Raw genomic sequence first — 13,633 nt, 5'->3', positions numbered from 1 at the left:
AGTTCCGAAATTTAAATATTTGACACTTTTATTAAATCGGCAAATACCCCGGCAGCAGTTACTGAAGCGCCGGCTCCATATCCTTTTATCAGCATCGGAAACTCCTGATACCGTTCCGTAGTGTACATCACCAGATTATTGCTTCCTTCCAGATCGTAAAAAGGATGAGTGGAACTTACTTCCTGCAATTCCACTTCTGCCAACCCATTTTCGTATTTCGCCACAAAGCGCCATTTTTTATTTTCTTTTTCCAAAACTTTTCGTTTCGTCTCAAAATCAGCATCCAAATCCTTTATCTTTTCCCAGAAATTTTCCAGCGAGCCTTCAAAAAAGGAGTCGGGCACAAAACGTTTGATATTAATATCTTCCATTTCTACAGCATAACCTGATTCGCGTGCGAGAATTAAGATCTTGCGTGCCACATCAACACCACTCAAATCGATGCGCGGGTCAGGCTCTGAATACCCCTCTTCCTTTGCTCTTTTTATGGTTTCACTCAAAGGCACTTTTTCTGAAATAGTGTTAAAAATATAATTTAGAGTTCCAGACAATACCGCTTCAATCTTCAAAATTTTATCTCCTGAATTTACCAGGTCGTTTAAAGTATTTATAATGGGTAAACCGGCTCCCACATTGGTTTCAAATAAAAACTTAACACCTTTTTGTTTTGCCAGTTTTTTTAATTCAGAATAATTTGAAAATGAAGACGAGGCCGCCACTTTGTTTGCCGCCACAATGGAAATATTTGAATGAAGAATATCTTTGTAAATATCTGCCACCTTATCTGAAGCAGTGCAATCCACAAACACAGAATTATAAATATTCATTTTTCTCATTTCATCGACAAAACCAGTCAAATCCGACTTCTTTTCTGAATTATCAAGGCTTTCTTTAAATGTTGAAATTTCAATTCCGTCGCGGTCAAAAACCATTGTCTTTGAATTGGCAACACCGGTAAGCTTTAATTTCAGATGTTTCTCCTCCAATAATTTTTTCTGCTGCATTTGTAACTGCTGCAACAGATTTCCACCAACGGTTCCAATACCCATCAGAAAAACATTTAATTCCACATTTTCGGAAAGGAAGAATGATTCATGAACCACATTTAGTGTTTTCCGAAGTTCCCGACTTTCAACCACCCAGGAAATATTTAATTCTGAAGCACCCTGAGCTATGGCAATTACATTCACCCCGTTCTTTCCGATGGTAGAAAACAATTTCCCGGCAATACCGGTGGTATGTTTCATATTTTCACCTACAATGGCCACAATCGAAAGCTCACTTTCAGCATAAATTTTACTGATTTGTCCCGAAGCTATTTCTTTTTCAAACTCTTCCCGAATAGCAAGTTCGGCTGCATCAAGCGCATGTTCATCGATAGCAACACTGATTGAATTCTCGGAAGAAGCCTGTGAGATCAAAATGACATTAACGTTTACGCTGGCCAGTGCTGTAAACAACCGCATAGAAATACCGGTTACCCCCACCATTCCGATTCCCTGGAGGGTTAAAAGCGTAATTCCCGAAATGGATGAAATCCCTTTAATAGGTCTTTCCTTTCCGTTTTCGGCTGTTTGAATGATTCGTGTCCCTTCACTTTCCGGCTTAAACGTATTTTTAATCTGAATCGGGATTCCTTTTTGATACACCGGCAAAATAGTTGGAGGGTAAATTACTTTCGCTCCAAAATGCGAAAGTTCCATTGCCTCGGAATAGGTCAGTTTTGGGATGGTGTATGCTTTCCTGATAACACGTGGATCGGCTGTCATAAAACCATCCACATCAGTCCAAATCTCCAACGAGCTTACATCAAGAGCTGCGGCAATTATCGAAGCGGTATAATCTGAACCACCTCGTCCTAATGTCGTAAATTCGCTTTTACTGTTTTTTGAAATAAAACCGGGAACTACTGCAACGCCTGAAAAGTTTGCAAAAGTTTTTTGAATGTTCTGATTTGTAATTTTAAAATCGACGGCTGCTCGTCCAAAATTACTGTCGGTTTGTATAAATTCCGACGAGTCCTTCCGAACCGCCCCCGGAATGTATTGCGCGACAATATGCGACGAAATTCGTTCTCCGATTCCGGCAATCCGATCCAGTGTCTTAACGGTAAGCTCTCCCACCAGGGTAATCCCGGTTAAAATCTGTTCCAATTCATCCAGCAATTCATCAACAATGTATTTTATTGAGCCGGTCCCGTTAAAAAGCGTTTCAATGGCATCGTAGTGCGCTCTTTTTATTTCCGTCAGTTCCGCATGAAAGTTTTGCGTTCCCGTAGAAGCTTGCCTGGCAGCATTCAAAATTTTATCTGTAATTCCACCCAAGGCAGAAACTACGACAACTACATCCTCATCCTGTTTGAGAACAATCTCCTTTACCCGTTTTATATTTTCGGCTGAACCGACTGAGGTTCCGCCAAACTTCAAAACTTTCATACTTTTATAAAAAATTGGTTATAAAAAAACTGGATGAAACGACAGAAGCCGCTCATCCAGTACATTCTGTCTTATTTAAATACGTTTTATTCGCTTGTAATTTTTCCCGTAATCGTCTCCATTATTTTTGTTTCGAGTTCCTGTGCCAACTCCGGATTATCAAGAATCAGATTACGCACGGTTTCTCTTCCCTGTCCCAATTTAGTTTCACCATAACTAAACCACGAACCGCTTTTTTTAATGATGTTAAACTGGACTCCTAAATCGATAATTTCACCTGATTTTGAAATTCCTTCACCATACAAAATATCAAATTCTGCTTTACGGAATGGCGGAGCAACTTTGTTCTTCACCACTTTCACACGAACATTATTTCCCTGAACCTCATCACCATCTTTTATCTGTCCAATCCGGCGAATATCCAAACGAACCGAAGCATAAAACTTAAGTGCATTTCCTCCGGTTGTGGTTTCAGGGTTACCAAACATCACTCCTATTTTTTCCCTCAACTGATTGATAAAAATGCAGCAGGTTTTGGTTTTATTGATGTTTGCAGTAAGCTTACGCAGAGCCTGCGACATTAAACGAGCCTGTAATCCCATTTTTGAATCGCCCATTTCTCCCTCCAGTTCAGCTTTTGGAGTAAGTGCTGCAACCGAGTCGATCACTACAATATCCAAAGCTCCTGAACGAATAAGATTATCGGCAATTTCCAGGGCCTGCTCTCCGCTATCGGGTTGTGAAATCAATAATTCATCAATATCAACTCCCAGTTTCTTTGCATAATACGGGTCAAAGGCGTGTTCGGCATCAATAATAGCGGCAATTCCCCCTGCTTTTTGCGCTTCAGCAATAGCATGAATGGCCAGGGTTGTTTTGCCCGAAGATTCCGGTCCGTAAATTTCGATTACCCTTCCTTTGGGGTAACCTCCAATTCCAAGGGCAACATCCAAAGCAATGGACCCCGATGGAATGGCAGGAACATCTTCAACTGCGCGATCGCCCATACGCATGATGGAACCTTTACCATAGCTTTTTTCAATTTTATCCATTGTAAGCTGAATTGCTTTCAGCTTTTCTTTATTCATTTGGTTTTTTTCTTCTTTTGTCATGTTTAGTTTTGGTTAAATTTTTAAAGCTTTTTCTATTTGGTTTGTATGGTCCTTTGTTTTTACCTTTTCAAAAATTTCAGTGATTACTTCATTTTCATCGATAACAAATGTGGTTCGTAAAACTCCCATGTATTTTTTACCATACATACTTTTCTCTCCCCACGCTCCATAGGCCTGCAAAATCTCCTTTTCCGTATCGGCAATCAAATTAAATTTCAAGCCGTATTTATCGGCAAATTTCACGTGCGACTACACACTGTCGGGGCTCACACCTATCACTTCATAGCCTTTGTTTAACCATGAATTGTAGTTGTCATTCAAATTACAGGATTCCGCTGTACATCCGGGCGTATTGTCTTTTGGATAAAAATAAAGAATCAGTTTCTTTCCTGAAAAATCGCTTAAACCAATCTCCTCCCCTTTCTGGTTTACTCCATTAAACTCAGGAGCTTTATCTCCAACTTTTAAATGTGTCATAAAAAATCTGTTTTTTCAGTTGTACAAATATACGTTTTATAATGATAAAAATCAGGTAAAACACCACTTCATTCCCATCAAGAAAATCCGTATTTATTTAATGCTTCGGTCAAAATTTGTACCTTTACATTCTATTAAAACCGGAACCTTAGGGGGATTGTCAATGGCAAAAAAGATATTTTTTCTAACAATATTTTTGGGCGTTTTGTTTTCCATTTCAACGGATAGTTTTGGAAGTAATCAGGATGACAAATTATCAAAAGCACTTGAACTGTTTGATAATAAAAAATATGCAGACGCCGAGCCTTTGTTTAAAACATTGATTGAAGAAAAACCGGAATCACTGGAGTTATACTATTATTACGGTGCCTGCAGAACTGAAAACCAAAACTATTCTGAATATGATCTTATTCAATTACTAAATGCTGATCCGGCGGAAGCACCCCTGAAAATTAATTATTACCTCGGCATACAATATCAGGCGCAGGAAAACTGGGAGCAGGCACTAAAAAACTTTAATAAGTTCAGAATGGATGCCAATTCAGAAGAACTGGAAGCACTGGATGTGGCAAGTAAAATACAACAGTGTTATAACCAGGAAAATCCGTACAAAGAACTGCTTAAAAACGTTACAGAAAGCTCACTTGCACAAAGCTATGCCGATGGTACTGAAACAGACACTTCCACTGCTGCAATTGAGCCTTCTGTTCTTCCAGATTCAGCAAATACAGTTTTTACAGAAGAAAATGAAAAAGTTGCAGATGTTCCTGCCGGCCCAGACGGGACTCCTGTTGAATTTATCGTAAACAGCCGGATTACTTATTATAACACCAGCCATTTTCAAACCGAAGAAGGCCGGGCTTTCTTTAATGAAAGTAATCAAAACCAGCAACGTCTGGATTCGATTTTAACCAGAACCGACGAGTTAAGGGAACAATATCTCCAGGCAAACAGCGCTGTATTAAAAGATGCTTTAGGCAAAAAGATAGTTACACTGGAAACAGAGTCGTACCCATTACATCAGGAAATTACAAACCTACTTCTGCAAGCCCAAAACAAAGAGTTGGAATACTGGAATAAGGCTTCTGAAGATGAAATTGAAACGTTTTTTGAGAAAGTTGAGAACGAAAAAGAATATCGCGAAACAGAAACAACAGAAGCTCCTGAAAAAAATATGGAACCTGACACTTCCTTCATAAATCCGGAAATATTTCTTTCGGAAGAAAACAACGATATTTTGCTGGAAGAGCCGGAACAAAAAGACGAGTTGATATACCGTATTCAGATTGGCGCCTATAGCAGAGGCCTTCCGACTTATGTTGAACGACTCTTCAAAAAACTTGCTGTTCTTCGTAAAATTGACAATTACACCGACGACCGTGGTGTTGTTGTATATACTACCGGAAAGCTTACAAATCTGGAAGATGCGGTTAAAATGCAAAAACAAGTTCGGCAGGAAGGTGTAGAAGATGCATTTGTTGTGCCGTATTTTAACGGAAAAAGAATAACTTTGGAAGAGGCAAAAAAAATTGAAAGCGAATTATGACATCAGAGCAGACCAAAAAACGACCTGCAGATGATTTCAAAGAAAAAGTTTCTGAAGAAAACATTCTGATTTTACATAACGACGACGAACATTCGTTTGATTATGTAATTAATGCGCTCGTTGATATTTGTGAACACGAATATGAGCAGGCTACACAATGCACCATTATTACGCATTACAAGGGAAAATGTGATGTTAAAAAGGGAAAATTCAATGTACTGAAAATCATGAAAGATGCCTTAATTGAACGGGAATTAAACGCTACTATTGACTAACGAACTGCCATGACTGTTTTTGCAATTATACTTCTGATTTTACTGGGGCTTTTGCTCCTGCTTATCGAGTTTGCCGTGATCCCGGGGGTTACCATCGCCGGAATCGGAGGTTTTCTTCTTTTGGGGGCCAGCGTCTATATTGCTTTTTCTGAATATGGAACCGGGCCGGGCTTTCTTACCTTAACCGTTGTATTGATTGCTGCTCCCGCCATGATTTATTACTTTTTTAAATCAAAATCGGGAAAAAAAATGATTCTTGAGTCCAACATAATCGGAAAAGTAGAGACGATAAACACAGAAAAAATAAAAGTTGGCGATGTTGGTAAATCAATTGGCAGACTGGCCCCTTCAGGAAAAGTAAAAGTAAATGGTGAAGTTGTTGAAGCCCAGTCGACAGGTAGTTTTGTCGATCATAACAAAGAAATAAAAGTATTAAAAATATTGACCAATAAAATTATTGTAGAACCTGTAAAAAAAGAATAACATGGTTGAATCAGTCGGTACGTGGGGATTAATAATTGGAGTTATTGTCCTGTTATTTATCGTTCTTTACTTTATTCCAATCGGGCTCTGGTTTTCAGCGCTGGTTTCCGGTGTACGAATTTCGCTGTTACAACTCTTTCTTATGCGCTTCCGGAAAGTCCCGCCGGGGATTATCGTTCGTGCATTAATTGAAGGAACAAAAGCTGACGTTCATTTGAGTCGGGATGCTTTGGAGGCACATTATCTTGCGGGAGGGCATGTAGCCAATGTGGTGCATGCACTGGTGTCGGCATCAAAGGCAAATATTGATCTGCCTTTTAACATGGCTACGGCTATTGATTTGGCCGGTCGCGATGTGTTTGAAGCGGTACAGATGTCGGTGAATCCAAAAGTTATAAACACACCTCCTGTTACAGCGGTTGCCAAAGATGGTATTCAGTTGATCGCAAAAGCAAGGGTAACGGTCCGCGCTTCCATTAAACAACTGGTGGGTGGTGCCGGAGAAGAAACCGTTCTTGCCCGTGTAGGGGAAGGAATTGTTTCATCAATCGGTTCGTCACATTCACATAAAGCTGTGTTGGAAAATCCTGATTTTATTTCCCGGGTGGTTTTGGAAAAAGGGCTTGATGCGGGAACAGCATTTGAAATCCTTTCCATTGATATTGCCGATATCGACATTGGTAAAAACATTGGGGCGGTATTACAAATCGACCAGGCCGATGCCGATAAAAATATAGCCCAAGCCAAAGCGGAGGAGCGCAGGGCCATGGCTATCGCTCTTGAACAGGAAATGAAAGCCAAAGCACAGGAAGCACGTGCAAAAGTAATTGAGGCCGAAGTGCAGGTGCCACTGGCAATCGCCGAAGCATTTAACAAAGGTAATCTGGGTGTGATGGACTATATGAAATACAAAAACATTATGGCCGACACATCAATGAGAGATTCCATTGCGGGAGAAGAAGGCAGAAAAGGAGAATAGAAAATAGTTAAAAGTCAACGCAGACCTGATATCAGGCGATGACTTTTTTAAAAAAACAGGGGCCAATCAACGTTAAGTCGGTTGGCCCCTGTTTTTTGGTTTAACATTGATTTAAGATATGCTGCAAAACATATTTTTTAATATTTAGTTAACCTACAAATGTGTTTTATAGCATACATTTGTAGCAGAGTTTTAGTTCATAAGTTTAGGTTTGATTAGTTTTATTGGTTTAGTTAGTTGAAGAGGATAGGTGTTGACCTGTCCTTTTTCTTTTTATAAGCTTATACCTGGCTCAGCAACAGTTCTCCATAGTTTTACCCACGATAACCAAAAGCAAATTCCCACCAGCGCCTATAGATATAGTCGAATTAACATAGATTTTACATATGTTATAGAGCATGTTTTTTAACATTTAGTTAACCTACATCAATGTTTTTCAGCATATATTTGTAGCAGAGTTTTAGTTCATAAGTTTAGGTTTGATTAGTTTTATTGGTTTAGTTAGGTTGAAAAGGATGAGTATTGACTCATCCTTTTTCTTTTTTAATCATCCTCTCGTTTTTGTTCCTCCAAACATCATCCTTAAAAATCAATTCAAATACAAAATGTCAATAAACAGTACATTTTAAAAACACATCCATAGACCTAGTCTATTAATCATAGATTTTAGATATGCGTTTATTCTTCTTTTTAACATTTAGATAACACACAAATATGCTTTTCGACATATATTTGTCATAGAGTTTTAGTTCATAAGTTTAGGTTTGATTAGTTTTATTGGTTTAGTTAGGTTGAAAAGGATGAGTATTGACTCATCCTTTTTCTTTTTTATTATCCTCCCGCTTTTGTTCCTCCAAACATCATCCTCAAAAAATCAATCCAAATACAAAATGTCAACAAACAGTATATTTTAAAAACACATCCATAGATTCCACCTATTGATAATAGATTTTAGATATGCATTTATTTTTCTTTTTAACATTTAGATAACAAACAAGTATGCTTTTCGACATATATTTGTCATAGAGTTTTAGTTCATAAGTTTAGGTTTGATTAGTTTTATTGGTTTAGTTAGGTTGAAAAGGATAAGTGTTGACTTATCCTTTTTCTTTTTATAAGCTGGCCAGAGATTAAACGATACAATCTGTTTTATGACAAAATCAGAAGACTCCCCGCCCCTCCCTCTACCTGCAGAATGAGACAATACCGGGCACCCGTATCAAAATAAGTATTAACAAAAAGAATTATTCTTTTCGGGGTTATTTAGCGAAAGCATTCAAACGATCCGGATCCTTTTTAACAATAACTTCGGGGAAATTTCTTAAAAATCCGAAAAATATATTTTAAAGTATCGCCTGCATCTCATCGGGATATTCAATACCAACCAGAAACAAACCTTCTGCCGGTGCTGAGACTCCTGCTATCCTCCGGTCTTCAGCTTCAATCACATTTTTGAATCCATCGACACTCAATTTCCCTTTTCCCACTTCCAGTAAGGTTCCAACAATGGCGCGTACCATATTCCGCAAAAAACGGTCTGCCTTTATAGTAAATACCAATTGTGTTCCTTCGCTTGTCCACTCCGCCTGATAAATTTTGCAATTGTTGGTTTTCACATCAGTATGCAAACGGCTGAAACTGGTAAAATCGGTATAGCCAAATAAAAGCTTTGCTGCATTATTCATTTTAAGAACATCCAGCTCCGGCGAAAAATGATAAGTAGTTTCGGTAGCAAAAGGGTCTTTTGTTGTTGAGATGTAATATTTATAAGTCCGCGAAAGCGCATCAAAACGCGCATGGGCATCATTTTTCACCCTCCAGACTCTTTGTACGGCAATATCCTTTGGTAAAAAACGATTGAGTTTATAAGGAAAATTTTGCACATCGATGTCTGAATTTGCGGCATCAAAATGCAAAACAAAAAAAGAAGCATGCACTCCGGTATCGGTTCTTCCTGCTCCCACCACACTCACATTTTCACGCAGCAGGGTCGAGAGGGCTTTTTCCATCACCTCCTGGACAGACAGGGCATTGGGCTGAACCTGCCAGCCGTGATAGCTGGTTCCCTTATAACTCAGTTGCAAAAAATATCGTTGTGCCATCCTGTTTTATTGCCTTTGGCAAAGTAACTATTTTATCGTGAGAATTCAACCGGGGCAAAGGTGAATGTTGCGTTTGAACAATTTGATAGTTTTTATCCTTTTGGCTTCCGCTTCTCTTTTCCGGCAGGCCATTATTCAAAAAAAAACCGCCTCTAAATTTTGACGTTATCGCGAAGTCAAGTTTCATTTCAAAACCATCAGTAAGACTAAATCCAAAAGCAAGCTTACCTCCTGAAAAATAATTGTATGCATAGCCACCCAATGCAAAAGAAATAATTTGAAATGTTTGATTAACGATTGAATATATCAATCCTCTTTTGCATTCTTTTCTAATAAGTAAACTTCCTGCTTTTAATGATAAACAGTATAACCCAACTGCCATAAAGTAAAATAAAAGCATCACACCATTAATTTCATCAGTGCGAAGAAGAAGCCAGGCGATAAGATAAAAGCCCAAGATAGCTCCAAATACCTGGTAAAGTCCAAGTACTAAAACTGTTGTTTTTGTTGATTTTATTCTGAGCTTCATAAGTATTTCAAAGTTTCTATAAAAGCTTACGCTCACTTGTATTTGGTCGGGCGGGATTTCTGGAAGAAATCCTGTCAGACCCGCAGGAAAGCGGGCACGAGGTCTGACTTTTCAGACCGCTAAGTAACCCGCCTGTCATATACAATTTGTTAGGCAAGTTAGTTTTTATCCGCTATATTTATTTTCAAATTTTTCTATCAAAATATCCAATTCATTTCCAAATACAGTTTTTGCATTTTCATAGGTCTGATTAGAAAAAAAGGCTAGGAATTTTTCTTTACCAAATTCGCTTATCAATTCATTTACAAACAGCCCTGAAAGTGGATATGTTAATTCGTGAGGATATTTTCTCCAGTTTGCCCAAATATCCTTTATATCTATCTTTTGATTATTTTCTTTAATCCAGTCGAAAACGAGTTTTTCATCATTCCTATTCGCAAGGTCAAAACACACCGATGTACCCTCATTTATTAATCCAGTTTTTTGAGTAATTTGATTTGAATAATTTGAAATAACATGTGTAAGTTCGTGTCCTTTGGTTTGTTGGAAATGAGAATGTACAATACAATATGCAGGTTCAGCAAACCCCAAATTTGCATGAACTATTCTTTTAGCATCATCTCTTGAGTTCCATACAAAAAAGTCAATTTTTCTAGGCACAGAACTTTCAAAGAATTTATTAATCTCAACAAAGGCTTTTTCTCTTGATTCTATATATAATTTGATTTTTTGGTCACTCATGTTTTGAAAATGAAATCGAATATGCTTCGATTCTTTAACAGTCCAGTCTTTGTAAAAACTGTCATAACCAAAAATCCCAAGTCTTCTGGCAGAATATCTTGTAGCATTTTTTGTAGCATTTAAATTAATACAAGACTTTAAAGCAGACTCCGACTTGTCAAAGTCTGAAAGCATATAATAGCATGTACCTAAATATCCAAGTCCCCAAGCCTTTCTCCATGAGTTATCTCTGTCAATAGCATACTGAAGGTGGGATATTGCTTCTTTGTAATTACCTTTATCTGTCAATGCTCTCCCTAAAATCACTTTATAATCCAGATTCTCAGGGTCACTGTTTAAATATTTATTTGCCTTTTCAATTGTTTGGTCATATTTTCCAGACATGTAAAGTTTTCCCAGCTCCTGTACTTGGGGGCTTTGTCCATTTGCAAGAAAGCAAATGAATAATAAGAAGAAAGTTAATTTGGTTTTCATTTTATTGTATTTTTTAATTCGGATTGCTCATTTTCTATTTTGCCTAACACCGACCTGCAATATGTACCTTGTTATAGGGCGTATTTTATTCATTTTTTTAATTCAACTTTTATTTCTCCAAAGCATAACTTAAAAATTGCATATCCTCTCTTGAAATTACGTACATTTTAATCCAACCATATTTAAATCGGGAATCAATTTTCATTCTAATGCCTATATATTTTTCTTCATTTGTCAAGTTATACCAAGGACCGTATGGAGCAGTGCTGACTGGCGGGATAGCCCACATTGTTCGAGTTTCATTATTTTCTGACCATTCAGACCATGTATCAATTCGAGTTTTATAACTCAATGCGTCAACCCAATTAACATCATTAAGTTGTCCGTGTCCAACAGGATAGGATTGCAATTTTGTTGCTACTTGCAAACCATTTTTTAAGGTTAGCCTGTAAAATGGAAAATGGTCATATGATGGAGTTTCTGATTCGGGAGGAAGATGAATTCGATGACTAATTATTATATCATAAACTCCGTCCTGATTTATATCTATAGAATCTTCTCCAATATAGTTGTCGGTTAACGTGTCTAAGGATAATTCAACTTTTAATGGAGGAGAAAATTCATAATATAATAAGTCTGAATCGTAAGTCCCAGCTATTATTATTTTTCCTGTGTCTTCTTTTGAACAAGAACTAAAAATGAAAAAAGTTATGAAAAACAAATATGATAAGGTTTTCATCTCATTTATTGTTTTAATATTTCCAAGTTTTAGATTCATAGTAGTCTATTTTTTCAACAATCTGTCAACTTAATTCTTCTTGTTCAATATGCCCTAAAACTAGTGTACATATTCACCTGTAATATTACCTTCTCTCTAAAAAAATCGGTATCAACATCCGTACTACATATGGTCATATCTGTAAACATTAACCAACGCATCAACATCTGTTTTAACTTTTCCAGGGGGCTCCCTCACATGTTAATTAGAAAATTCTCTGCGGCCCGGGTTGTTTTTTTTGATTTCTGATGTCAAATATATACAAGCTACTGAAATTCAACAACAAATGAAATAGTGTTATTGAGCAGGTTGTTTGGGAGAAATGATAAGAGAGACAGCGGGCACTCGCGGGGAATTTTTGAAATTGACAAGACAGGGGCTTATTTACCGCGCATTATGTGGTTTTGGAAGATCGGCGGATAAGCGAGTGTTCTTACTTTCAGATTTCTGTTTAGCCCAACAAACAAATTATTTTATTTCCCAGCGGGTAAGCATTTCTTTGCTTTTAACATAAATTTCAGTGCCTGTCACCAGCGGAGTTGCATACACCTCGGTATCGGAAACGTTGTAAACAGCCGCTTCGTTGTATTTTTCGGAATTGGCTTCAAAAATCAAAATTTTGCCGTTTGCCGACATTGAAAGAATATGGTCGCCCAGGTTGAGGGTTGCCATAAAACGATGGTTTGAATTGTCATCGCTCCAGGCCAACTCACCGTTTTTTGTGTCGATACAGTATGCTTTTCCCATTCGCGCCTCATGTCCGTACAAAAATCCGTCGTTTAAAACCGGAGTATTGTAATTGCCGCCCAATTCGCTGTTGTGCCAGTTTTCTGAAGTTGACCAGGTATTCCCCGTTTTTTCAATTTTAAAGGATTTTGTTCCTATACCTTGTCCGCAAACGATTACATTCCGGCCATCAATTACCGGAGTTGCCGAATTATAAAACCGCTGTTCTCCGGGCGTAGGAATCTTCCACAGTAAGTCGCCTTTTTTTGACAGTCCGATTACATCGGTTTCGGTTTGAAAAACCATTATTTCCTCGCCGTCAACGGTCATCAAAACCGGAGAAGCATAGGTTGCCGGTTCTCCTTTTAATTCCCAAATGATAGTGCCATTATCGGCATTAAAAGCTACAATGGTACCGTTATCGTGTCCGTTTAAATGGGCAAAACACATTCCGTCAACAATCAGCGGCGACATGGAAGGATAAAATTTTGGAACTTCCTTATAAGCCAGGTTTTTCCAAATAATTTTTCCGGTACCTGCATCCAGACAAAACAACTCTCCTCCTGTTCCCAGGGTATAAACTTTGCCATTTTGCACCTCGGGTGTTGTTCGCGGGCCCGGGTGAGAAGCTCCGCCGCCCTCAAGCGCGATGGAGGGATGCAGCGGCGTTTTCCAGATTTCTTTCCCTGTATCCGGATTGATACACAATGCCACGTGCTGTCCATCCTGTTCGGTGAGTAAATATAACTTTCCGCCAACTCTTGAAACAGAAGCATCGCCGAGACCCACTTTTACTTCCCATATTTTTTTTAACCCGTCCGGCCACTTCCCGGGAGCTATAAAGTTATCCACTTTTGCGTCTCTGTTTTTTCCGCGCCATCCCGGCCAATCCTGCGCCTGGCCTGCTAAAACAACAAAGAGTAAAACACAAATACCTGTAACGTTCTTTAATAGCGTTTTCATCGATTTTAAGGTT

At 38.3% G+C, this 13,633-nt stretch carries 11 protein-coding genes and 1 pseudogene; 4 read left to right on the top strand and 8 right to left on the bottom strand.

Annotation, left to right across the window (positions count from 1 at the left end; genetic code table 11):
- Nucleotides 1-11: 11 nt before the first annotated feature.
- The 3 genes and pseudogenes from thrA to bcp form a co-directional block, all read right to left on the bottom strand.
- Nucleotides 12-2,435 (bottom strand): bifunctional aspartate kinase/homoserine dehydrogenase I, encoded by a 2,424-nt coding sequence (thrA, locus tag GM418_RS22715; protein WP_158869500.1) that lies wholly within the window; start codon nt 2,433-2,435, stop codon nt 12-14.
- Nucleotides 2,436-2,521: 86 nt separating this feature from the next.
- Nucleotides 2,522-3,547, bottom strand: coding sequence for a recombinase RecA (gene recA / locus GM418_RS22710; protein WP_158869499.1), 1,026 nt, complete (start codon nt 3,545-3,547; stop codon nt 2,522-2,524).
- A 12-nt stretch (nt 3,548-3,559) separates the two neighbouring features.
- Nucleotides 3,560-4,024 (bottom strand): annotated as a pseudogene (gene bcp, locus GM418_RS22705) (thioredoxin-dependent thiol peroxidase).
- A gap of 163 nt (nt 4,025-4,187) precedes the next feature.
- Between bcp and GM418_RS22700 the strand changes: the two are divergent.
- From GM418_RS22700 to floA, 4 genes are read left to right on the top strand one after another with little or no spacing between them, the layout of a single operon-like run.
- Nucleotides 4,188-5,570, top strand: coding sequence for a tetratricopeptide repeat protein (locus GM418_RS22700; RefSeq protein ID WP_158869498.1), 1,383 nt, complete (start codon nt 4,188-4,190; stop codon nt 5,568-5,570).
- The gene (locus GM418_RS22695) at nt 5,567-5,845 is read left to right on the top strand and encodes an ATP-dependent Clp protease adaptor ClpS (protein WP_158869497.1); all 279 of its coding nucleotides are present in this window, start codon (nt 5,567-5,569) and stop codon (nt 5,843-5,845) included. The genes GM418_RS22700 and GM418_RS22695 overlap by 4 nt, the downstream gene beginning before the upstream one ends.
- A gap of 9 nt (nt 5,846-5,854) precedes the next feature.
- On the top strand, nt 5,855-6,328 hold the full coding sequence (locus tag GM418_RS22690) for an NfeD family protein (RefSeq protein ID WP_158869496.1): 474 nt from the start codon (nt 5,855-5,857) through the stop codon (nt 6,326-6,328).
- Between the two features lies 1 nt (nt 6,329).
- The gene (gene floA, locus GM418_RS22685; protein WP_158869495.1) at nt 6,330-7,307 is read left to right on the top strand and encodes a flotillin-like protein FloA; all 978 of its coding nucleotides are present in this window, start codon (nt 6,330-6,332) and stop codon (nt 7,305-7,307) included.
- 1,343 nt (nt 7,308-8,650) lie between these two features.
- Here the strand turns inward: floA and truA are convergent.
- The 5 genes from truA to GM418_RS22660 form a co-directional block, all read right to left on the bottom strand.
- On the bottom strand, nt 8,651-9,409 hold the full coding sequence (gene truA / locus GM418_RS22680) for a tRNA pseudouridine(38-40) synthase TruA (protein ID WP_158869494.1): 759 nt from the start codon (nt 9,407-9,409) through the stop codon (nt 8,651-8,653).
- Nucleotides 9,375-9,938 (bottom strand): hypothetical protein, encoded by a 564-nt coding sequence (locus GM418_RS22675; RefSeq protein WP_158869493.1) that lies wholly within the window; start codon nt 9,936-9,938, stop codon nt 9,375-9,377. The genes truA and GM418_RS22675 overlap by 35 nt, the downstream gene beginning before the upstream one ends.
- A 165-nt stretch (nt 9,939-10,103) precedes the next feature.
- Nucleotides 10,104-11,153: a tetratricopeptide repeat protein gene (locus GM418_RS22670; protein ID WP_158869492.1), complete on the bottom strand. Its 1,050-nt coding sequence runs from the start codon at nt 11,151-11,153 to the stop codon at nt 10,104-10,106.
- Between the two features lie 109 nt (nt 11,154-11,262).
- Nucleotides 11,263-11,931, bottom strand: coding sequence for a hypothetical protein (locus GM418_RS22665; protein WP_158869491.1), 669 nt, complete (start codon nt 11,929-11,931; stop codon nt 11,263-11,265).
- Between the two features lie 468 nt (nt 11,932-12,399).
- The gene (locus tag GM418_RS22660; RefSeq protein WP_158869490.1) at nt 12,400-13,620 is read right to left on the bottom strand and encodes a PQQ-binding-like beta-propeller repeat protein; all 1,221 of its coding nucleotides are present in this window, start codon (nt 13,618-13,620) and stop codon (nt 12,400-12,402) included.
- Between the last annotated feature and the right edge of the window lie 13 nt (nt 13,621-13,633).

This window comes from Maribellus comscasis (assembly GCF_009762775.1).
Lineage (GTDB): Bacteria > Bacteroidota > Bacteroidia > Bacteroidales > Prolixibacteraceae > Draconibacterium > Draconibacterium comscasis.
Note: the sequence above shows the minus strand (reverse complement) of the source record. Positions and strands in the feature narration are given on the sequence as shown.